The organism is Nitrosospira sp. NRS527 (genome assembly GCF_018406445.1).
Taxonomy (GTDB): domain Bacteria; phylum Pseudomonadota; class Gammaproteobacteria; order Burkholderiales; family Nitrosomonadaceae; genus Nitrosospira; species Nitrosospira briensis.
This window is the reverse complement of record NZ_AP024515.1, coordinates 2,098,604-2,120,271: the sequence shown is the minus strand read 5'-3', so window position 1 is coordinate 2,120,271 and position 21,668 is coordinate 2,098,604. Positions and strand designations below refer to the sequence as shown.

General features: G+C 55.1%; 17 protein-coding genes. 14 read left to right on the top strand and 3 right to left on the bottom strand.

Annotated elements, in window-relative coordinates; genetic code table 11:
- The first annotated feature begins 172 nt into the window (after window positions 1-172).
- From radA to KJS40_RS09490, 3 genes are read left to right on the top strand one after another with little or no spacing between them, the layout of a single operon-like run.
- On the top strand, window positions 173-1,534 hold the full coding sequence (gene radA / locus KJS40_RS09500) for a DNA repair protein RadA (RefSeq protein WP_213537293.1): 1,362 nt from the start codon (window positions 173-175) through the stop codon (window positions 1,532-1,534).
- A 46-nt stretch (window positions 1,535-1,580) separates the two neighbouring features.
- Window positions 1,581-2,393, top strand: coding sequence for an alkaline phytoceramidase (locus tag KJS40_RS09495; RefSeq protein ID WP_244859529.1), 813 nt, complete (start codon window positions 1,581-1,583; stop codon window positions 2,391-2,393).
- Between the two features lie 46 nt (window positions 2,394-2,439).
- Window positions 2,440-2,826, top strand: coding sequence for a group II truncated hemoglobin (locus tag KJS40_RS09490; protein ID WP_025041521.1), 387 nt, complete (start codon window positions 2,440-2,442; stop codon window positions 2,824-2,826).
- A 141-nt stretch (window positions 2,827-2,967) separates the two neighbouring features.
- On the opposite strand, the gene KJS40_RS09485 is transcribed toward KJS40_RS09490, so the two are convergent.
- Together KJS40_RS09485 and ftsH are read right to left on the bottom strand one after the other, a co-directional pair.
- Window positions 2,968-4,332 carry a DEAD/DEAH box helicase gene (locus KJS40_RS09485; RefSeq protein ID WP_213537292.1) on the bottom strand — a complete coding sequence of 455 codons (1,365 nt, stop codon included), beginning with the start codon at window positions 4,330-4,332 and terminating at the stop codon, window positions 2,968-2,970.
- 467 nt (window positions 4,333-4,799) lie between these two features.
- Window positions 4,800-6,635, bottom strand: coding sequence for an ATP-dependent zinc metalloprotease FtsH (gene ftsH / locus KJS40_RS09480; RefSeq protein ID WP_213539798.1), 1,836 nt, complete (start codon window positions 6,633-6,635; stop codon window positions 4,800-4,802).
- A gap of 451 nt (window positions 6,636-7,086) precedes the next feature.
- On the opposite strand from ftsH, the gene KJS40_RS09475 reads away from it, so the two are divergent.
- The 4 genes from KJS40_RS09475 (at window position 7,087) to KJS40_RS09460 (ending at window position 14,880) form a co-directional block, all read left to right on the top strand.
- Window positions 7,087-8,898 carry an autotransporter assembly complex family protein gene (locus KJS40_RS09475; RefSeq protein WP_213537291.1) on the top strand — a complete coding sequence of 604 codons (1,812 nt, stop codon included), beginning with the start codon at window positions 7,087-7,089 and terminating at the stop codon, window positions 8,896-8,898.
- A 46-nt stretch (window positions 8,899-8,944) separates the two neighbouring features.
- Window positions 8,945-12,841 carry a translocation/assembly module TamB domain-containing protein gene (locus KJS40_RS09470; RefSeq protein WP_213537289.1) on the top strand — a complete coding sequence of 1,299 codons (3,897 nt, stop codon included), beginning with the start codon at window positions 8,945-8,947 and terminating at the stop codon, window positions 12,839-12,841.
- Between the two features lie 301 nt (window positions 12,842-13,142).
- Window positions 13,143-13,763 (top strand): TetR/AcrR family transcriptional regulator, encoded by a 621-nt coding sequence (locus KJS40_RS09465; RefSeq protein ID WP_213537287.1) that lies wholly within the window; start codon window positions 13,143-13,145, stop codon window positions 13,761-13,763.
- Window positions 13,764-13,827: 64 nt separating this feature from the next.
- Entirely contained in the window at window positions 13,828-14,880 is a 1,053-nt protein-coding gene (locus KJS40_RS09460) for a metal-dependent hydrolase (protein ID WP_213537286.1), read from the top strand.
- A gap of 137 nt (window positions 14,881-15,017) precedes the next feature.
- Here the strand turns inward: KJS40_RS09460 and KJS40_RS15475 are convergent, their stop codons facing one another.
- Window positions 15,018-15,146, bottom strand: coding sequence for a hypothetical protein (locus tag KJS40_RS15475; RefSeq protein WP_280520230.1), 129 nt, complete (start codon window positions 15,144-15,146; stop codon window positions 15,018-15,020).
- 413 nt (window positions 15,147-15,559) lie between these two features.
- Between KJS40_RS15475 and coxB the strand changes: the two genes are divergently transcribed.
- The 7 genes from coxB to KJS40_RS09425 all read left to right on the top strand — a co-directional run bounded on the left by coxB (window position 15,560) and on the right by KJS40_RS09425 (window position 21,578).
- Complete coding sequence (gene coxB / locus KJS40_RS09455) at window positions 15,560-16,699, top strand: cytochrome c oxidase subunit II (protein WP_213537284.1); 1,140 nt, start codon at window positions 15,560-15,562, stop codon at window positions 16,697-16,699.
- 160 nt (window positions 16,700-16,859) lie between these two features.
- A complete protein-coding gene (gene ctaD / locus KJS40_RS09450; RefSeq protein ID WP_213537282.1) occupies window positions 16,860-18,437 on the top strand; it encodes a cytochrome c oxidase subunit I in 1,578 nt (525 codons plus the stop codon).
- Window positions 18,438-18,458: 21 nt separating this feature from the next.
- Entirely contained in the window at window positions 18,459-18,614 is a 156-nt protein-coding gene (locus tag KJS40_RS09445; RefSeq protein WP_213537280.1) for a hypothetical protein, read from the top strand.
- Window positions 18,615-18,660: 46 nt separating this feature from the next.
- Window positions 18,661-19,512 carry a cytochrome c oxidase subunit 3 gene (locus KJS40_RS09440; RefSeq protein ID WP_213537279.1) on the top strand — a complete coding sequence of 284 codons (852 nt, stop codon included), beginning with the start codon at window positions 18,661-18,663 and terminating at the stop codon, window positions 19,510-19,512.
- Window positions 19,513-19,620: 108 nt separating this feature from the next.
- Window positions 19,621-20,064, top strand: a complete 444-nt coding sequence (locus tag KJS40_RS09435; protein ID WP_244859528.1) for an Rrf2 family transcriptional regulator — start codon at window positions 19,621-19,623, stop codon at window positions 20,062-20,064.
- 116 nt (window positions 20,065-20,180) lie between these two features.
- The gene (locus tag KJS40_RS09430) at window positions 20,181-20,879 is read left to right on the top strand and encodes a helix-turn-helix domain-containing protein (protein WP_244859527.1); all 699 of its coding nucleotides are present in this window, start codon (window positions 20,181-20,183) and stop codon (window positions 20,877-20,879) included.
- Window positions 20,880-21,281: 402 nt separating this feature from the next.
- Window positions 21,282-21,578 (top strand): helix-hairpin-helix domain-containing protein, encoded by a 297-nt coding sequence (locus tag KJS40_RS09425; RefSeq protein WP_213537273.1) that lies wholly within the window; start codon window positions 21,282-21,284, stop codon window positions 21,576-21,578.
- Window positions 21,579-21,668 lie beyond the last annotated feature (90 nt).

The following is a 21,668-nucleotide window of genomic DNA, read 5'->3' as shown; positions in this document are numbered from 1 at the left end:
ACGGTAAGGCGTCCTTCATCGAATAATTTTTGTAATATCAGCGCAATTGCTATATATAGACCATGGCATTTATAAATCAATTCATTTATTCAAAACGTATTTTCCCAAATTGTGAAATGACGGGATTTATCCGCAACGACTGCGGAGCTATCTTGCCGAAAATAATTTTCTGATGGCTAAACCCAAATCCACCTATTCCTGCACCGAATGCGGCGGCCAGACCTTGAAATGGCAGGGACAGTGCCCGCATTGTCAGGCATGGAACACGCTGGTCGAGGCAATCGCCGAAAAATCCGTGACCCGTTTTACACCGGTATCCGAAACAGGACAGGTGCAAAGCTTGAGCGAGGTGAAGACGGGGGAAGAGCAGCGTTACTCCACCGGCATGGTTGAATTTGACCGGGTATTGGGTGGCGGCCTGGTGCATGGCGGCGTGGTGCTGCTGGGGGGAGACCCGGGAATTGGTAAATCCACATTGTTGCTGCAAGCACTATGTCATATGTCGCAAATATCCGCTACGGGTAACGTATTGTATGTGAGCGGCGAGGAGTCGGCGCAGCAGGTGGCGCTACGGGCACAACGCATGACCCTGGATGCCAAGGCGATACATTTTCTGGCAGAAATACGGTTGGAAAAAATCCAGATAGCACTGGCGGAACGCAAACCGGATGTCGCGGTAATCGATTCCATCCAGACGATTTATTCCGACGCGCTGCAATCGGCGCCGGGTTCGGTCGCGCAGGTGCGCGAGTGTGCCGCTCAATTGACACGATTAGCGAAGGCCAGCGGCACGTGCATCATTCTGGTGGGCCATGTCACCAAGGAAGGGGCGCTGGCGGGGCCGCGCGTGCTGGAGCACATGGTGGACACGGTACTCTACTTCGAGGGCGACACCCATTCGAGTTTTCGCCTGATTCGAGCTTTCAAGAACCGCTTTGGCGCGGTGAACGAACTCGGCGTGTTCGCCATGAGCGAAAAAGGTTTGCGCGAGGTGAGCAATCCTTCGGCTCTGTTTCTTTCCCACCATGGAGGGCAGGTGCCGGGATCGTGCATCATGGTGACGCAGGAAGGCACGCGCCCCCTGCTGGTGGAAATCCAGGCGCTGGTGGATGAGGCCCATGCGCCTAATGCCAGAAGGCTTAGCGTGGGGCTGGAACAGAACCGTCTGGCGATGTTGCTGGCGGTATTGCACCGCCATGCAGGCATCGCATGCTTCGATCAGGATGTGTTCGTCAATGCGGTGGGTGGTGTGAAAATTACGGAGCCGGGTGCGGATCTGGCGGTATTGCTGGCTATTGTTTCTTCACTCAAGAACAAGCCGCTGCCGGAAAAAACGGTGGTGTTCGGTGAAGTCGGGTTGGCGGGAGAGATACGTCCGGTCCAGCGCGGCCAGGAGCGGCTGAAGGAAGCCGCGAAGCTGGGTTTTGCTCAGGCCATCGTTCCCAAGGCCAACAAGCCGAAGCAGGCAATTTCCGGCATCGAGGTCATTGCGGTGGAACGGGTGGAGGAGGCCGTCGCGCAAATGCGGCGGTGAAGCGCTGCAGAGGATATAACTCGGGAGAAGGAGGATGGGGGGTCGGATGCGTTCCCGGTTGTGGTGGCTGGGCATTCTTTCGGCCGGGATGTTCCTGATTGCAGCGATAGTGCCGCCTATTCCCCAGCCCCAGGCATATCATCAGTTTGCCGATGCGCGCTACTTTTTCGGCATACCGAATTTTTGTGATGTCACTTCCGGCGTTGCCTTTCTGTTTGTTGGCGTAGCAGGTTTGCGGTTCCTGCTGGACCCTTGCGGGTGGGGGGCAGCGGGGGCATTTGTCGAGCCGTTCGAACGCTGGCCCTACCTGATTCTTTTTCTGAGTGTGGCAATGGCTTGCTTTGGCTCGGGCTATTATCACCTGATGCCCGATAACGACCGCCTGATGTGGGACCGGCTACCGATTGCCATCGGTATAACCGCATTGCTCGCCGCAACGCTCAACGAGCGCATCAATCCAAAGCTGGGCTCGCGGTTGCTGCCTGTGCTGGTTGCAATTGGAACAGGAACGGTGGTGCACTGGCATTGGAGTGAACAGCGTGGCATCGGCAATCTGAACTTTTACGTCTTCGTACAGTTCTATTCATTGCTGGCGGTTATCCTGCTTGCCATTTTTTTCCGGTCGAGATATACCCGCGGAGCTGATATTTACGTGGCGCTTGCGCTCTATGGCTTTGCCAAGCTTGCGGAACTCGAGGATCAGGAAATTTATGATCTCGGTCATGTGATAAGCGGTCATACGGCAAAGCATCTGCTTGCCGCCGCCGGCGTTTACTGTATCCTGCACATGCTTGGAAAACGCGAGCCCCTGCCAAAGAAACTGGAACGGCCGGAGGCGCGCGTTGCACGCTTGTCGTAGCGCTTGTATAGCGACTGATGGTTGAAGAATAAGATAGGAGAGTGAAGTGCATCTTGTAGAAGCTTATGAACTGATGGGTGGTGAAACAGCTATCCGTCGCCTGGTGGACCGTTTTTACGATCTGATGGATGAGGACCCGGACTATTACGGCATACGTAAACTTCATCCACAGGATTTGGGCAGTTCGAGAGACAAGTTGTTCATGTTTTTATCCGGTTGGACAGGCGGCCCATCCTTGTACACCGAAAAACATGGCGAGCCGCGCCTGCGAACCCGTCATAAGCCTTTTCCGATAGCCGCGCCGGAGCGTGACCAGTGGTTGGACTGCATGAATCGTGCGATGGCGGATGTCGGGTTGGACGAGGAATTGTGCAAAAGTCTTGCCAAGGCTTTCTATCAGACTGCCGATTTCATGCGTAATCAGCCAGAGTAACCGAACGACTCATTCGTGCCACGCTGCCATACTCTGGCAACTGGTATGGCATATCCGGGGAACTGTACCAGTTAATGCAAACGGCCCGGATTCAGCGTCGAAACCGCTGAATCCGGGCCGTTTGCATTATAAATGTGTCTGTTACTTGGTTCTGAAGTGAGATCCGGGAGCGCTGCTATTCCTGAACGTATTTCCTGTTGCATTACCCCGCGTACCGGTGCGATTATCGCCAAATGAACGGCTGCGGCTATTATCCCAGTTACCGTTGGCACTATTTGCGGTGCTGGAGCGGCCGCCGTCATTCGACCACGTGCGATTGCGTTTATGGGCGACGCTGGGCGCGCCACCCGTTCCGGTGCGCGGCTTGAATCGGGGCTCAAGACCCGGCACCACGTGCGATTCGATTCGCTGGCCGGTGAAGCGTTCGATCTTTTTCAGAGTAATGCCGTCTTTGCCCGAAGCAAATGATACCGCAATCCCTGATGCGCCGGCACGGCCGGTGCGGCCAATACGATGCACATAGTCTTCGGCGAATTTTGGCAGATCGAAATTGATGACGTGAGTGATGCCCACCACGTCGATTCCACGTGCCGCCACATCGGTTGCCACCAGCACCCGCAGTGCGCCGCCGCGAAGCTTGCTCAGCGTACGCGTGCGATCACGCTGATTCATGTCGCCATGCAAGGCGGCGGCTTCATGGCCCTGGGCGGAAAGATTATCGGCAAGCGTATCTGCATCGCGTTTGGTGGCAGTGAAGACGATGGCCTGTTTCAAGGCCAGATCACGTAAAAGATGATCCAGCAGCCGATTCTTGTGAGAAAGATCGTCGACATAATGCAGTCGTTGCTCGATATTGTCGAGTCGCGCCTGCTGTGCCGCAACCTGGATGCGTTTGGGGGATTTCAGCAGCCGTGCCGCGACATTGTCTATCGCGCTATCCAGCGTGGCTGAAAAAAGCAGCGTCTGGCGAGTTGCGGGTGTGGCTGAAGCGATTCTTTCGACATCATCGATAAAACCCATATCTAGCATACGGTCGGCTTCGTCCAGCACCAGCATTTCCAGGCGCGAAAAATCAATGCGGCCGCGCTGGATGTGATCGATCAAGCGGCCAGGCGTTGCTACCAGAATATCCACCGGTTGTGAAAGCAGTTTATTTTGCAGCGGGTATGGCATGCCGCCAAGAATGCTTACGACCCGGACGCGGGGCAGATGCTTGCCGTATTTTGCAGCGGATTCTGATACCTGAAGCGCGAGTTCGCGCGTCGGCGTCAGGACCAGTACGCGCGGTCCACGGCTGTGTACACTCGATGGCGTGGCAAGGCGGTGCAGCGCCGGTAACATGAATGCAGCGGTTTTGCCGGTACCCGTCTGGGCGGAAGCCATGATGTCGTGGCCAGCCAGCAATTCGGGAATGGCCTGCTCCTGGATGGCAGTGGGCGTGGTGTAGCCCGAGTCGATGATAGCTTTGAGGATAAGCGGGTGTAGATTCAGATTTTCAAAAGACACGTTGTTTTTTTCCTATTAAATGAAAAAATATGCACCTCATGAGAATTCGAGGTTCGAGGCCAAACGGAGCATGATCAAAAGTTTTGCTGCTTGCAGTCATTGACATGCAAGGAGCAATTTCTTTTGCGCTTGTCTCGGCCAGTAACCTGGACTCATAGAGGCGCTTTAACGCGCGCAAACAGAAAAGGTTGCCGAAATTGATGGGCAAAATACCGTTGGCGCAAGCGTACATATAAGACATCGCCGCTAACCACGGTACCGCACAATTTCCGTTGGAGGCTTGAAAATCGAAGAGAGGTCAGGAACGATGAACCGACAAAAACCCGGAAAGACAGTAGGGGCTTTTCATCGAAGCGGCGAGTATACACGAATCAGCGTTCGCATAGAAAATATTTTTTAAAAAAGATAAGGGCTGGCAAATGAAGAACTCGGACGCACGCCGCCGTGCTTATCGCCTCTTCTTCACATCAGGCTGTCACCGGATGCGCGGCCTGAGCGATTATCTCGCGCTTCAACACTTCTATCTGGGGCTCGTTCAGGGTTTCGGTCTTGAGCAGTTCCTCCGCGGCCCGGTCAAGCAGCGCGCGGTTAACCGTTAGAACGCCAATGGCGCGTTCCAACGCATGATCGACAAGCGCGCGCACGGCGCTATCGACTGCGTTTGCGGTTTCCTCGCTGTAGTCACGGCTTTGAGGCATCGGTATGCCGGGCTGAAGGTAAGTCGACCGTTCGCGATCATAGGCGACGTGGCCCAGGGCATCGCTCATCCCGTAGCGCAGCACCATCGCGCGGGCAAGGTCGGTTGCGCGGATAAGATCATCCGACGCGCCGGTCGATATCTCGCTGAATACCACTTGTTCCGCCGCGCGGCCACCCAGCAGCACGGCCATTTTGTTTTCCAGCTCAGCCTGCCTCATCAGAAACCGGTCTTCTGTCGGACGCTGGATCGTATAGCCCAGTGCGCCGATGCCGCGGGGAATGATCGAAATTTTGTGCACCTCGTCAGTGCCTGGCAAAGCCAGGGCTACCAAGGCGTGGCCCAACTCATGGAATGCGACGACGCGCCGCTCTTCGGGGTTAAGCAGGCGATTGCGTTTTTCGAGGCCCGCAACGACCCGCTCTATCGCGTTATTGAAATCATCCATCGTGACGGACGTACCGGAACGCCGGGTTGCAAGCAAGGCCGCTTCATTGACCAGATTCGCCAGATCCGCTCCGGTGAACCCTGGCGTCAATGCTGCAATCTGCTCAGGCTTGACATCGGTATCGAGCGACACTTTCTTCAGGTGAACGGCGAGAATCTGTTCACGGCCCAATTTGTCGGGCCGATCCACCAGCACCTGGCGGTCGAATCGCCCTGCCCGCAATAATGCGGGATCGAGGATCTCGGGCCGGTTGGTTGCAGCCAGCAACACCACCCCGCTTTTCGGATCGAAACCATCGAGCTCAGCCAGTAACTGATTCAGCGTTTGTTCTTTCTCGTCGTGCCCGCCCATTCCATACGCACCACGCGCCCGCCCCAGCGAATCCAGCTCATCGATGAAAATAATGGCGGGCGCCATTTGTCGTGCCTGCTCGAACAGATCGCGCACTCGGGCGGCGCCGACGCCGACGAACATCTCAACGAACTCGGAGCCGGAAATGGAAAAGAACGGGACACCCGCCTCGCCTGCGACCGCGCGGGCCAGGAGCGTCTTGCCGGTACCGGGCGGACCCACCAGCAAAATACCTTTGGGCACGCGTCCGCCCAGGCGGCCATACTCTTTGGGGTCCTTCAGGAAATTGATGATCTCGACCAATTCTTCTTTTGCTTCATCGACGCCGGCGACATCCGCGAAGGTGACTTTGGTTTCTGTCTCCACGAATACCTTGGCACGGCTTTTGCCTATGGACATCAAGCCGCCGGTCATGCCCCCCGGATTCATGCGTCGAATGATGAATAACCAGATTCCGACAAAAATCGCCATCGGCAGCAGCCAGGACAGCAGGTCACGAACCCACGTGCTCTGAACCACTCCGGTATAGATAACGTTGTGCTTATCCAGCTTATCAGCCAGTTCGGACTCTACGCGCGTGGTAACGAAATTCTTTAACCCATCGGCGCCTTCATTCTTGAGTGAGCCGTAAATATGATTCTCGGTGATCGCGATCTCCGCGATCTTGTCCTGATCGAGCAATTCATGAAAGCGGCTGTAAGGGATCGGCTCGACCTTTGTGTATTTCGTGTACCAATTCTGTACAACCAGGATGCCGAGTATCGCAATGATGACGTACCAGAAATTGATTTGTGTTTTCTTGTCTATGGGATTTCCCATCGGTTTTATCTTATCCATACCATCCTCATTGCAAAGTGCTTGTGCTTAGAGACAATTCAGCAAAGGGTTTGTTCAGCATGGTGCGGGCGGGGCGAAGGTTCGCGCCTGGCCATGCATGGTATGCGCGAAAAAAGTCGTTTCCGCATAAGTCGCACAGGATTGAAACTGCATTTTATTTCTTCAGCTGAAACGCCGCGCGCAATGACCGGTTCACGACCGCTCGGCTTGACGGCGAAACACGAAATGAGTTCTACTTTGATGGTCCGCCTGGACCGCCAAATAGAAGCATAGGCGAAATTGCATAGAAATCAATGGTATTGTTGGCTCCCAGCTCGATAAACGGCTGTTGGGGCATACGCCGGTCTCTCAACTCATCGTCCGGATTCACATATTATTTTTAGTGGGTTCCGGTAGCGTATTCAAACAGCCTATCTCGTTCATGTCTGTTGCGAAATCCCTTTCTCATATCCATCCGGCGCAAATACGGATACGGATATCAGCGCGCCTTCTGGTGCTCATCCTTTTTACGCTGGGAAATGGCGGTGTTGCTAATGCACAGCAATCCGATGCCAAAAACACGCCGCCGGCAGTCACCATTTCAGCACCGGAGCCGTTGCGCGATTTGCTGAAAACGCATTTTCAGCTACCGATGGCGCAACTGGTCGATGAAACCGACCGCGCGACTTTCATGCGCCGGGCACGGAAGCAGATAAGCGAGTTGCTCGCGACCGAAGGCTACTACACGCCGATCATGACCTTGCATTCCGCGACGCCCCATACCATTCCCGGGACAATCCCGGTGCTGGAAGTCATACCGGGACCCCGCACCCTCGTTACAGAAGTCGATATCGAATTCAAGGGGGATCTAGCAACTGATGAGCCCGGGCGGCGCGCGCGTATCGAAAAGCTGCGAGCTGCCTGGACCCTGGGCGCAGGTCAGCCATTTCGCTCGCCAGCCTGGGAAGAAGCCAAAGCAATACTCTTATCCAGCGTGGCGGCGGAGGATTATGCCGCAGCGGAGATAGAAGAAAGTAAGGCGGAGGTGGATTCAGATTTTCATAAGGCGCGGCTATTGGTGATAGTGGACTCCGGTCCTGCTTTCCGCTTTGGAAATCTGGAGATCAAGGGACTCAGCCGCTATGATCCAACGCTGATCACCGGGCTGGCTCCATTCAAAGCCGGCGATTCTTATCGGCGAGACCAATTACTCTCATTCCAGACGAAACTGCAAAACCTGCCGCAGTTCAATTCAGCCGCCGTCAACATTAAACCTGATGCAGTGACGCATCAGGCAGCACCGGTGGAGGTGGTTTTATCGGAGGCTCAGTCGCAGCGCGTCTCGGTTGGGGCGGGCTACAGTTCCAATACCGGCGGGCGAGGCGAGATCAATTACACCAACAATAATTTTCTGGACCGTGCGCTGCTGCTGAATGGCGGATTGCGCCTGGAACAAAAGCGCCAAACATTATCCACTACCGTCGAAAGCGTGCGGGACCAGGCCGGCCGCTGGTTTTCTCTGGGGGCAGGTGCCGAAAGAACTTTTATTCAGGAATTGGAAACCGTACGTGAGAAGGTGGGCATAAGCCGTAATCAACTGTATGACAAAACGGAAACCCGCTTTGCGCTTAACTGGCAACGGGAAGACCGGGCGCCCAAGGGGGGGCTGCATCAGATAAATGAGACTTTGGTACTAGACGGGCAGTTGCGCTATCGTTCGGTGGATGATCCATTGTTTCCACGGGATGGGATGGTAACGGAAGTGCGTATCGGAGGCGGAAGTAAACAGGCGTTATCTGATCAAAATTTTCTGCGCACCTATATAAGGCATCAATTCTGGTACCCCATCGGGAAACGCGATGTGCTGTTGCTGCGCGGCGAGCTGGGGTATACGTTTGCTCCATCGCGCTTTGGTATCCCTCAGGAATACCTGTTCCGCGCCGGTGGCATCCAGTCCGTGCGCGGTTATGCATTTCAGCATCTGGGTGTACGCGAAGGTGAAGCCATAGTGGGCGGCCGAACCATGGCTACCGGTACGATTGAATACAATCACTGGTTTACGCGTGAGTGGGGCGCCGCCGTATTTACCGATGTCGGTGATGCTGCTGACAGTGTACGTCAGCTTGACCTTGCGGTTGGATACGGAGGAGGTGTCCGCTGGCGCAGTCCTGTTGGGCCGCTGGCGCTCGATCTCGCGCGCGGGCAACGTGACGGCAAATTGCGCCTGCATTTTTCGATTGCCGTGGCATTCTAAAAAGACCATGCCGAACTTTCCGGAAGGTCAAACTGAAAAATCCGCCATGAAAAAATGGCGATGGCAATGGGCGGCGCTAGTGCTTGTTGCCCTCATTACCCTGGCTGCGGGCATCGGCATCTGGCTATCGACAAGCACTTCCGGGCTGAAGTCGCTCGCATCGGTAGTCTCGCATATCAGCGGCGGCAATCTCTCGTTTGAAGAACTGGATGGAGCGCTTTCGGGATCGATTAGAGCGCGGACCATTCGCTTCGTGAGTGACGATCTGCTTGTCATTGCAAGAGATGTACAACTGAACTGGCAACCCAGCGAGTTGCGTTCGGGCCATGTGACGATTACGGCACTGTCGGCGAAAGAAGTGGAGATCGTTTCGCTACCCTCTTCGCAACCAAAATCCTTGCCCGCAAGCCTGGAGCTGCCTTTTTCGCTGTCTTTGCATAAACTCGATATCGGCACGTTACGGGTAATGAATGAAGAGGGCGGCAGGCCGGTATTTGTCGCGGCAGAGCTCACGGCAGGGTTGGAAAGCAACGGCCGGAGGCATCGGTTATCCGGGTTGCGCACCAACCTCGAATTCGGCAGATTGATCGGGTCGGGCCAGCTGGACGGTATCAGGCCATTCGATCTGCATGCCGAAGCTGAACTGGCCGAGCTTGCGAATTCCGATTTCCCGGCGCTTCAAACCACCGGTTCGCGTATTTCAGCCATCATCAAAGGCAACCTGGAGCGGCTCGATATGACAGCGAAAGGGAGCGGCGCCGGGTTGACAGGGCAGGGCGAAGCGCAACTGCAGCCTTATGGCCCTGTTTTTATCGCCGGGCTGAGCTTGTCTGTGAGCGGACTTGATCCGCATGTTTTTTCTGCCGGTGCGCCGACAGCGAGTCTCACGGTGCAGGCAAACCTGCACGAGGTCGTTGCCGGGCAGCTCGAAGGCAGCGTTTCGGTGGAGAACAGTGCGCCAAAAACGCTTGATCAGGGCGGCTTACCCATGCTTCAGGCGCGCGCGCAACCGATAGTGTCTGCCGAATTACTCCAGTTCAACGATTTGATGCTGGTGGCGTCGGGCGGCGGAACCGTTTCAGGCAGCCTTGCCTGGCAGCTAGAGGAGGCGACGGGATCAGCGGATCTGATAATCAGCCGTGTCGATCCTGCCAAGCTTGATACACGCCTGCGCCCGGCGAGCCTGAATGGCAAGGTAAAGCTCAGCGGCGACACGCAGAATCAAAACGCTTTTCTCTCGCTTCGCGACAAGGCGTCGCGCCTGGACGCCCATATGGTACGGGCAGGTGATGCCTTGACACTGGACAAGATGAGCCTCAGCCATGGCCGGTCCCAACTTACAGGTGAAGGCAAGCTTGGGTTAAGCGGTCCACGTGCATTTAATTTCGAAGGCAAGCTCCAGAATTTTGATGTTTCCGCATTTGCACAGGCGCCGCAAACCAGCCTCAACGCAACGCTGGCGCTGGCCGGCGAACTGGAGCCCGGGGCAGCGGGCGGAACAGCAAGCGGCCCGGCAGGCGCGATACATTTCAAGATGGGGAATAGTCATGTGGCGAAACAGCCCGTGAGCGGCCACGGCCGGGTCGAGATTGCGGGTTTCGGCAGAGCCAGGGGCGAGGTCGAGGCGCGGCTCGGCAGCAATCATGTCACCGCGCGCGGTGGCTTCGGCCGCAAGGGCGACCAGTTGCAATTCGAGCTTGTCGCACCGGCTCTTGTACAGATCGGGCACGGACTCAGCGGTTCCCTTGCTGCCAGGGCGGTGCTGGAGAGCAGTTCTGCCGATTTTTCAGAACGTGGTTTTCAATGGCCGGATATGACGTTCAATGCAAAAGGGAATAATCTTGCGCTTCCAGGCGAGCACCATTTTGGCAGTGTAGCGGCCGATGGCAGCCTGCATGGCGACGTTGTCGCATTAACGATAACGGCCGCGGATTATGCGACGAAGAAAAAAACACTGTTGCAAAACCTGACGCTGGAAGTGAAAGGTAAAAGATCGCGGCACGAAGTGCGGGTGGCCGCTCGCTTGAATGAGCACCAGAGCCTGGTGCTGCGAGCAGGGGGCGAATTGAACAAACCGGCTCAGCAGTGGCAAAACGCGCAATGGTTGGGAGAATTATCCGAACTGTCGGGAACCGGTCGATTTTCCTTTCAGCTGACGGGTGTGGCGCCGCTGGGCATGAGCGCCAAGCATGTATCGTTTGGCGCAGCAAAGTTTATCGTTGCAGGTGGAACCGCGCAGATCGATGGAATTGAGTGGACGCCCCAAATATGGAGTAGCAGGGGTAATTTTACCGGGATTGGATTGCGCCTTAGCACCGATGCAGTCGAGAACGGGCCGAAAGATAATGAAGCACTTCGGCTGGGCGGCAAATGGGACATCGCATCGGGGGCGCGGCTGACGGGTAGCCTTAGCGTTGCACGTGAAAGCGGCGATTGGATATTACCGGGGGGCGACTCGCCGCTGCCGCTGGGCTTGCAGACGCTCCAGCTCGCTGCCCAAGCCGTGGACGGGAGATTGACGGGAGAATTCAAGGCGAGAGGCAAGCGCTTGGGTGAGGCGAGTGCCTCAATCTCCGTGCCTGTCACAAGATCTGCCGAGTCTGCCATGAATTGGACGGTACTGCCCGATGCAACCCTTACGGGAAATTTACTCGTCGATATGGACGATATTTCCTGGGCTGGTCCGGCGTTCGATGACAATATACGAACAGGGGGGCGGCTTGCCTTGCGAGCGGATGTCGTCGGCACTTTCGGCAGCCCGCGTCTGGACGGGCAGATATACGGCGACGATCTGGCGTTGGCGCTGCTGGAGCAGGGTGTGCGGCTTGAGCAGGGAAAACTGTCAGCGAGCTTCGACCAGGAATCCTTACATATGGATGTTCTGAATTTTACCGCCCCTCACGTGCCCCCGCCCAATGACCGGTTGCTCAAGAACGTGAAGCTTGCCAAAGGGCCGGGCAGTTTGAGCGCATCGGGCGTGATGGATTTAAAGGGGCAGCGCGGTAATCTGGAAATTATCGCCGACCTCGTACCGTTGGCACAGCGGCCGGATCGCTGGATTATTGCTTCGGGAAATGGTCGCGCCAGCCTGGAAAACAACATGCTCACCTTGAAGGGCAGCCTTGCCGCAAACGCGGGGTTAATTGCTCAGCCAACCGCCGGTAGCCCACACTTGCCGGATGATATCACCGTTACCGGAGGAGCGTCCTCTGACCATCAGCCCGACCGGAAGGGCTTACGGGTCGATATGGAGGCCAACCTCGATCTGGGCGATCAATTCTATATCCGTGCCTCGGGTCTCGAGGGAAGACTGGCTGGCCAGTTGAGCCTGCGCGGCGAGCCCGGGCATCGATTGCGAGCCATTGGCACCATCGCTGCGCGCGATACCAGTTTCGAAGCTTATGGCCAGCGTCTGGCGGTAGAGCGGGGTATCGTTGATTTCAAGGGGCCGATTGACGATCCCGCGCTGAATGTCCTTGCTGTGCGCAAAGGGCTGGCGGTAGAGGCCGGCGTCGAAGTGACCGGAAGCGTGCGTCAACCTAAAGTACGACTGGTATCTACCCCGCTTGTACCCGATCTCGAGAAACTTTCATGGATCGCGCTGGGCCGCTCCCCTGGAGGAAAGGCCGATGCATCATTGCTGCTCGCGGCAGCCGCGTCTATTCTGGGCGGGCAATCGGGGGGCATCACGGACAAGATCAGCCAGGCGATCGGCGTGGATGAGCTAACCATAAAACAGGCGGGAAGCGATGCCTTGATGGGACAGGTCGGCATTGTCGGTAAACGGCTTTCGAAGCGAGCTTATATCAGCTATGAACAAGGACTGACGGCCGTGGTCGGCGTAACCAAACTGACCTATACGCTTACCCCCAGAATCAATCTCGTCACACGAGCGGGTATCGATAATGCAATAGACGTGCTTTATACGTTGCGGTTCGACTGAATTTGCAGTAGGGGAGACGATCGAGGATAACCGGATAAAAGCAAAAGCATATTTCCGCAGAAGCACAGGCCGGGCGGTCATGCCGGCTATGAGCAAGGGGTTAATGATTACACCTGGCACATCTGATTTACCTGGTCGCTTGATGTAAGCCTGATGTAACCAGGCTATCCCACCGGCATCTCAGATCACGCTCGTCATACGAGCCGCCGGTATTGATAATGCGATGGATGTGCTTTAAACTTTAAGCCAGATTGAGCTGAAATATTTTTCCATTCCGAATCAATAACTCATCGGAGGAAATATGGCAACATCCGATCAGATTGTCGGTGCCGCGGTTGGGCTCGGCGAGCAGAAATCATGGGAAGCCGTGCGCCTGCATGATGTGGCGGCTGTGCTGGGAATCAGCCTGGACGATGTGCGTGCGCATTTTCGCGAGAAAGAGGACATTGTCGATGCCTGGTTCGAGCGAGCCGATAGCGCCATGCTCAAAGCTGCGCAGGCTTCCGACTTTATATATCTGACGCCGCGCCGGCGACTTCACCGCTTGATCATGGCATGGCTTGGCGCGCTGTATCCTTATCGCAAGACAACCCGACAGATGATCTACGGCAAGCTGGAACCGGGGCACATCCATATTCAGCTCCCCGCACTGATGCGTATCAGCCGTACGGTTCAATGGATGCGCGAGGCGGCGGGCCGGGATGCCACTTATTTTCGACGCGCCCTGGAAGAGACCGGGCTCACCACGATTTATCTGGCCACGTTCATCCATTGGATGAGCGATAACTCTCCTGGTGCGGCCAGAACCGGCCGGTTTCTCAACGGGTGCCTCTCGATGGCCGAGAACCTGGATCGCTTCGTATTTACCGGTCGCAGCATAGAAGAAAGAGGGGGCAGCGAAAAAGCGCCACAAGGTACCTGAAGTACCTGAGGCACCTGAATCCGAACCCAACCGCACGCATCGCTCTCATCGTTACTGAAGCAGCATGGACACGCTGACCCATGCTTTAAGCGGTGCGCTGCTGGCGCGGGCAACCGCGCCAATGAGGCCGACCGCGGGTGAGTTGACGTCAGGCGTGCGTACGACGGTCGGGTTCGTGGCAGCCGCGTTTCCCGATTGCGATTTTGTATTGCGCCTGTTTGATCCGCTCACCTACATAACCCTGCACCGGGGCGTTACTCACTCGATCATACTCTTGCCCGCCTGGGCATTGCTGTTAGCCTGGCTACTTTCCCTTATCTTGCGTCAACGCTACTCGTGGCGGGCGATTTATAGTATGGCCGCTCTGGGCATAGCCATTCATATCGCGGGCGACGTGTTTACCGCTTACGGCACGATGCTGCTGGCACCCTTTTCCAGTCATCGTTTCGCCATTCCGTTCACATTTATAATCGACCCCTATTTCACCGCAATTATTGCAATCGGCCTGGCGGCGGCCATGCTCCGGCCTCAGGGACGGCGTCCAGCCTTGATCGCCCTCCTGGTTTTAGGAGGCTACGTAGGGTTTCAGGGCATTCTGCATTCTCACGCAGTCAAGGTGGGCGAGGCTTACGCTGAAAATAGCGGGTTGTTCGAAGCCGAAGTCCATGCTTTTCCTCAACCGCTGTCGCCTTTTAACTGGAAGGTCATCGTCAGCCATGGCGATGACTATCAGGTTGCTTCGATCGATCTATGGCGAAACCATAGCCGCAAGCCGCCCGATCCAGCAAGTGGGATATTGGGTATGTGGGAGAGGATAGCCGCAGGCTACCAGCCAGCCTCGGCCGCAAAATGGATACGACGTGGGCGATTTGGCGATACGGATTCCCAGCGCTATCTCGCCCATGAAGCATGGACGCAGGATATCTTTGCACCGTTTCGCCAGTTCGCAGCATTTCCTGCGCTCAACCAGATCGAGCCCACAGGAAATGGCGTTTGCGTATCGTTTCTCGATTTGCGCTTTACCGTTCCTTCGCTCCCGCCATCTCTGGTATTCGGCCTGTGCCGCGACAGTCCCGCAGGTCCCTGGCGGCTCGAACATAAGCAGGGACTCTTTTGAAGAGGCCAACCTGAAGGGATTAACGGAAATATCCATAGTCGAATATACAAAAAAAGCTGAAAAGAGTTTTCCGCTTCAGCATCCAAGACCCGGGACTCATCCGTAAAGTCACCCGGGCTCAGCATTCATCCCTGAAGTTACGCGTCGCTAATGGTTACGCTCATCGAGCTCCGCCATCCGGCAAGAATTGTGCTTGATGCGGCAATCAAGCTGCTCGTGCGCGCGCCCTTGTTGATGCCATAGCGCCATGGCGCTAGATCAGTCACGCGATGATCCTAACCCGGATGTTTCATAAATTGACGCGCGCCCTCGCTGGTCTTTTGTTTCGTATGAAAATTTTGCTCAGTCGGGCGTATGAATAACTACGCCACTCTTTCACAAAATTTCCCTACAAAACAAAATCCTGCGCAATCATCACGCAAATTTATGAAATATCCGGGCTAAGCCTGTTTTTTTCTGGAAACCTTCATGAAAGTTGACATTTATCAAGGTTTCGATGCGCGTTGCGCAATACGATTTGATACCGGATAAGAAAGTCCGATTATCTTTAATGTTCAACCGGAGCGACCTTGGATTCATTTCCGGAAGAAGCTTATAAAACCGGTAGTTATCAAGGTTTCATCTCTGGCTTGGATAAGGACTTTCATCATTGGCAATCAGCGATCAGGTGGGGGGAGATATGAGTAGCAAAGCAGCAGCAACCATAGTTGGGATTGTGACGATCGCATTGTATTCCGGGTTGGGAATGGCGGCAGCGGCGGATCCTTACCAGTTAAACTTGCCCGAGCCGCAAACGCCGATAGCCCAGCAGATATACGATCTTCACACGCTGGTTTTATGGATATGCCTGGTGATATTCGTGGGCGTGTTCGGGGTCATGTTGTATTCCATACTCAAGCACCGCAAATCCTTGAACTACCCGGCGGCCAACTTCCATCACAGCACCACGGTCGAGATCATCTGGACCGGCATCCCGTTCCTCATCCTGGTTGGCATGGCCTATCCATCCACCAAGACCATCATCGACATGAAGGACACCTCCAGCTCCGAGATCACCATCAAGAGCACCGGTTACCAGTGGAAATGGGGCTACGACTACCTGACGGGCGAAGGAGAAGGCATCAGTTTCCTGAGCAGCCTGTCCACCCCCCGCGACCAGATCGAGAACACCGCGCCCAAGGGTGAGAACTACCTGCTCGAAGTAGACAACCCGCTGGTTGTGCCCACCGGCAAGAAGATACGCGTACTGCTCACCGCCAACGACGTACTGCACGCCTGGTGGGTACCTGCCCTGGGCGTAAAGCAGGACGCCATCCCCGGCTTCATACGCGACGTTTGGTTCACCATTGAAAAGCCTGGCACCTATCGCGGCCAATGCGCCGAGCTCTGCGGCAAGGAGCACGGCTTCATGCCGATCGTAGTCGAAGCGGTGACGCCGGAGAAATATGCCCAGTGGGTGGCTGAACAGAAAAGCAAGACCGCTGCGGCGACCGAGGACGTAAACAAAGTATTTACGGCAGAAGAACTGAAAGCCGAAGGCGAGAAAGTCTATGCCGCCAACTGTGTTGCCTGCCATCAGGCCAATGGCCAGGGCATACCCGGGACCTTTGCCGCGCTGGACGGCTCGAAGATCGCCAACGGTCCCAAGGCCGACCATGTCGACATTGTCATGAATGGCAAGACCGGCACGGCAATGGCTGCATTCAAGCACCTGTCGGATGTACAAATCGCGGCGGTGGTCACCTACGAACGTAATGCCTGGGGGAATACCGCAGGAGACGTGGTGCAGCCATCGGAAATCAACCAGTTCAGAAAATAGCATCAAGGAGGACACCATGGCGCGCATGCCACGACATTGCAACCGCGACCGTTGCGATAGCGACATTGTGCATGCCTGTGGCGATCGCTCCCGCGGCTTGATGTGCCGGCCGCTTTCCATCAACAGTACGTTTTAAAAAACCAGCATCAAGGAGACAATTATGGCGGCAGTACAAGACGATATTGCACACGCGCACGACCATCATCCCACCGGTATGATGCGCTGGCTGACTACGACCAACCACAAAGACATCGGCACGATGTATCTGTGGTTCAGTTTTCTGATGTTCCTGACCGGGGGCGTGATGGCGCTGACTATCCGCGCCGAGTTGTTCCAGCCCGGCATACAGATCGTCAATCCGGAGTTTTTTAACCAGTTGACGACCATGCATGGTCTGGTGATGGTGTTCGGGGCCATCATGCCGGCGTTCGTCGGTTTCGCCAATTGGCAGATACCGATGATGATCGGGGCGCCCGACATGGCTTTTGCACGTATGAACAACTGGAGTTTCTGGCTATTGCCCCCGGCGGCTTTGCTGCTGATTACCTCGTTCTTCGTGCCCGGCGGCGCGGCTGCCGGTGGCTGGACATTTTATCCGCCGCTGTCGGTGCAGATGGGCGTAGGCATGGACATGATGATTTTCGCCATTCATATCCTTGGCGCCTCTTCCATCATGGGATCGATCAACATTATCACGACCATCCTCAACATGCGGGCGCCGGGCATGACACTGATGAAAATGCCGATGTTCGTGTGGACCTGGCTCATCACCGCCTATCTTCTGGTGCTGGTGATGCCGGTGCTGGCGGGCGTGGTCACCATGTTGCTGACTGACCGCAACTTCGGCACCAACTTCTTCAATGCGGCGGGCGGCGGCGATCCGGTTTTGTTCCAGCATATCTTCTGGTTCTTCGGCCATCCCGAAGTCTATATCATGATCCTGCCATCGTTCGGCATTGTCTCCGAAATTATCCCGGCCTTTGCGCGCAAGCCATTGTTCGGCTATTCCTCGATGGTGTATGCCACCGCCTCGATCGCCATCCTGTCCTGCATCGTCTGGGCCCACCACATGTTCACTGCCGGCATGCCGGTAACCGGACAGCTGTTTTTCATGTATGGCACCATGCTGATCGCGGTTCCGACCGGCGTGAAGGTATTCAACTGGACCGCCACCATGTGGCGCGGTTCCATGACCTTCGAAACCCCCATGCTGTTTTCCATCGGTTTCATTTTCCTGTTCGTAATCGGCGGATTCAGCGGTGTCGTTTGCGCGATAGTGCCGATCGATGTCCAGGTGCAGGATACCTACTATGTCATTGCGCACTTCCACTATGTGCTGGTGTCGGGCTCACTCTTTGCCATATTTGCCGGAACCTACTACTGGATACCAAAATGGACCGGGCATATGTATGACGAGACGCTGGGCAAATGGCATTTCTGGCTGTCCATGTTCTTTTTCAACCTGACTTTCTTCGTACAGCATTTCCTGGGATTGGCGGGCATGCCACGCCGTATTCCCGACTACGCGCTCCAATTCGCCGATTTCAACATGATTTCCAGCATAGGCGCTTTTGGTTTCGGCTCCACGCAATTGCTGTTCCTTTACGTAGTGCTGAAGTGCATCCGCGGGGGCGCAAAAGCGCCGGTAAAACCTTGGGAAGGTGCGAAAACGCTGGAATGGACTTTGCCGTCTCCCGCGCCCTATCATACCTTCGTAGTGCCGCCCGTCATCAAGTAACAGCCGAGACAGGAGAGCGATATGTCAAAGCATATGAATATGTCCGACGACATGGACGTCCCGGAAAACGTGGACATCGAGAGAAAGTTGGCATCGATCAGAACAGCGTTGTTCGTGCTTGCTTACTCTCTGGTTCTACCGGTGGCGTATTACTTGTGGCAAGCTTACTGTTGTTGATCGGACCCCGGCAAATAACCGGTAAATTACAAGCAGGAGAAAGAGCATGAGCCAGGAAGGAAGCAATTATTACGTTCCAGCGCCATCGACCTGGCCTATGACCGGGTCGATAGCATTGTTTTTCATGGGGTTTGGCGCGGCGTTCTCGGTCAACAAGATGCCAGTAGGCTACGCGATGCTGACATTGGGCTTTGCCATACTCTTTTACATGCTTTTCGGCTGGTTTCGCACGGTGGCGCGGGAAAGCGAGAGTGGCAAGTTCAATAAGCAGGTGGATGCGTCCTTCCGCTGGGGGATGAGCTGGTTCATTCTTTCCGAAGTCATGTTTTTTGGCGCCTTCTTCGGCGCGCTGTATTACATGCAGGTTCATTCCATTCCCGACCTGGGCGACCTGGAACATAAAATGCTATGGCCGAATTTCACGGCGGACTGGCCCACAGCCGGGCCCGGCATCACCGAGAAATTCCTCCCCATGGGTCCGTGGGGCCTGCCGGCAATCAATACCGTCTTGCTGTTGACCTCGGGGGTGACGGTCACCTGGGCGCACTGGGCACTCAAGCTCAATAAACGCGGCCAGCTCAAACTGGGATTGTTCCTCACCTTTGCCCTGGGGTTTCTCTTTGTCGGCCTGCAAGCCTACGAATACGGCCATGCCTACTCCGAGCTCAACCTCAAGATGACGACCGGTGCTTATGGCGCAACCTTTTTCATGCTGACGGGTTTCCACGGCTTCCACGTGACGTTGGGTTCCATTATGCTGTTCGTCATCTATTGCCGCGTACTGTCAGGTCATTTCACGCCGGAGAATCACTTCGGCTTTGAAGGCGTTGCCTGGTACTGGCACTTCGTGGACGTGGTCTGGCTGGGCCTGTTCATATTCGTCTACTGGCTTGTGTGACAGCCGCCGGATTTATCCAGCGCTGTTATTATGGCATGACAGTTTTTTCATGATCTCGCGATGATCTTATCCCGCACAACTCAGTATGCCATTCAGGCACTTATTTATATGGCCACGCAACCTCGTGGCGTGGCAGTACTGAATCGCACCATCGCCGACCACCTGAAGTCATCCCCTACCTATCTTGCCAAAATTCTGCAAGACTTGTCCCGCGGCAACCTGCTTTATTCTTTCCGTGGAAAACAAGGGGGTTTTTGCCTGAGGGAAAATAGCGACAAAATTAATCTGATGCAGATCGCCATCCTTACCGAGGGTCCCGGATTCACCGATGGCTGCGTGCTGGGGCTCAAGGTTTGCAGTGATAAGGCGCCGTGCCCGATGCATGTCAAATGGTGGCCAATCAAGCAGGAGATCGTGAAGCTATTGCAAAACCAGACTCTGGATATGCTTGCCGCCATGGTCGTAAGCGGCAGATATAAACTGACCGATTTACCGGAGGCCGCGCTTGGCGGTCAAGACCGTCTGGGCGTAACCTGCCCGGACAGATTGTAAAATTTATCAACGGAGCTCCGGACATGACCAAATGCTCATCGGATATATCACACGCTACTGATGACCCAGTTGATGTCCCGCTGGATTGCAGGGATTGTGGCGCCTATAAATTATGCATGTCCCTTTGGTTGAAGACGGGCGACCCATCTTTGCTCGAGCGAGTCGTCAAAAAAAAGCACGTGTTTAAACGCGGAGAAGTTTTGTATCGCATGGGGCAACCGATGGAATACATGTATGTCATCCGCGGCGGATCGGTCAAAACCAGCGTCAGCACTGAGGACGGGCAGGTGCAAGTCATAGGCTTTCACATAGTAGGAGAATTGCTGGGTCTGAATGCCATAGAGAGCCGGCAACACAACTGCGAAGCCCAGGCGACGGGAATGACCTCTGTTTGCGAAGTTTCCATCGATCGCTTTGAAGAACTGGCCAGCACGGATCCCGCCATCCAGCACGAAATTCTCAAGATCATGAGTGCGGAAATCCACCACAGCCACGAATTGCTGCTGTTGCTGGGTAAGCATAATGCTGAAGAGCGTCTGGCTACGTTCTTGCTCAGCCTGTCTCAGCAGTTCGCGCGGCGCCATTGTTCGGCTACCGAATTCGACCTGAGCATGTCTCGCAGCGATATAGGAAACCATCTGGGAATCGCTGAGGAGACCGTGTGCCGCGTATTTGCGCGGTTTCAGGATGACGGTCTCATCAGCAGCCAGTATAGGCGCGTAAGGCTGAATGATCTGGAGCGTTTGAAGCAGATTGCTTACCACCGGCGTACCAGCAATGTTCGGGATTCCGTAGACCGTCAGTTCGAAGCTTGACCTGCCGTTCCTGTCTCAGTTCTGGGACAGCGATTTTCTTGTTCCAGGATATTTCACTGGTTTCTTGCACGGACGAACTCAAGATTTACTTCTCGGTGATCGTCACAGTTATTTTGCAAGTAGCACTACCGGGAACGACGATTTCCAGCAAGGGGCGTGTAGAGGTGATATTCGTCAGTGTTTATTGTCATGGCCCGGAATATGCTTTAGTTTCGAAAATGGCAATCTGATGCTTTTCATATCTTTAAAAAAAATTAAGCAAGGAAAGCGCGAATTGCGCGAATTGCTGATATTCTCCGTCCGGGACCTTTTTCATTTATTGTTTCCCCCAAAATACCAGCCTTTCAAAGTACTTCGATGAAGAGTTGAGTGTTGTTCTTTTTTTAATCTAAAGGAAAATCCATGCGAAAATTACTTATCACCATTGTCACTTTGCTTGTAACCGCGTTACCGCTTACCGGCGCCCACGCGGTCGTTAACATCAACACTGCTACCGAGGCCGAGCTTCGGACTCTTCCAGGTATCACCGCTCCCAGAGCCAAGGCAATCATTGATTATCGCTCAAAAGCGGGTGCGTTCAGGTCGACGGATGATTTGTCGAAAGTCGACAGCCTCATTGACATGCGCGTAATCCGCAAGGATATTTCGATCACTGGCCCCACCCAGATTCGGCAAGATGACAAGCCTGCGGCCAAGTAAGAAAAGAAAAGAAACGCCTGCCTGAAAGGTGCCAAGGACAGCTGTACAGGACAAACAAAGACAGTGGAAGTCAGGCACGAAATGGTCGCG

Bases quoted from the DNA above. Each gene is read 5' to 3' on its own strand.
- radA (WP_213537293.1), top strand. From the start codon at position 173: ATGGCTAAACCCAAATCCACCTATTCCTGCACCGAATGCGGCGGCCAG.
- KJS40_RS09495 (WP_244859529.1), top strand. From the start codon at position 1,581: ATGCGTTCCCGGTTGTGGTGGCTGGGCATTCTTTCGGCCGGGATGTTC.
- KJS40_RS09475 (WP_213537291.1), top strand. From the start codon at position 7,087: ATGTCTGTTGCGAAATCCCTTTCTCATATCCATCCGGCGCAAATACGG.
- KJS40_RS09470 (WP_213537289.1), top strand. From the start codon at position 8,945: ATGAAAAAATGGCGATGGCAATGGGCGGCGCTAGTGCTTGTTGCCCTC.
- KJS40_RS09465 (WP_213537287.1), top strand. From the start codon at position 13,143: ATGGCAACATCCGATCAGATTGTCGGTGCCGCGGTTGGGCTCGGCGAG.
- KJS40_RS09460 (WP_213537286.1), top strand. From the start codon at position 13,828: ATGGACACGCTGACCCATGCTTTAAGCGGTGCGCTGCTGGCGCGGGCA.
- coxB (WP_213537284.1), top strand. From the start codon at position 15,560: ATGAGTAGCAAAGCAGCAGCAACCATAGTTGGGATTGTGACGATCGCA.
- ctaD (WP_213537282.1), top strand. From the start codon at position 16,860: ATGGCGGCAGTACAAGACGATATTGCACACGCGCACGACCATCATCCC.
- KJS40_RS09445 (WP_213537280.1), top strand. From the start codon at position 18,459: ATGTCAAAGCATATGAATATGTCCGACGACATGGACGTCCCGGAAAAC.
- KJS40_RS09440 (WP_213537279.1), top strand. From the start codon at position 18,661: ATGAGCCAGGAAGGAAGCAATTATTACGTTCCAGCGCCATCGACCTGG.
- KJS40_RS09435 (WP_244859528.1), top strand. From the start codon at position 19,621: ATGGCCACGCAACCTCGTGGCGTGGCAGTACTGAATCGCACCATCGCC.
- KJS40_RS09430 (WP_244859527.1), top strand. From the start codon at position 20,181: ATGTCCCTTTGGTTGAAGACGGGCGACCCATCTTTGCTCGAGCGAGTC.
- KJS40_RS09425 (WP_213537273.1), top strand. From the start codon at position 21,282: ATGCGAAAATTACTTATCACCATTGTCACTTTGCTTGTAACCGCGTTA.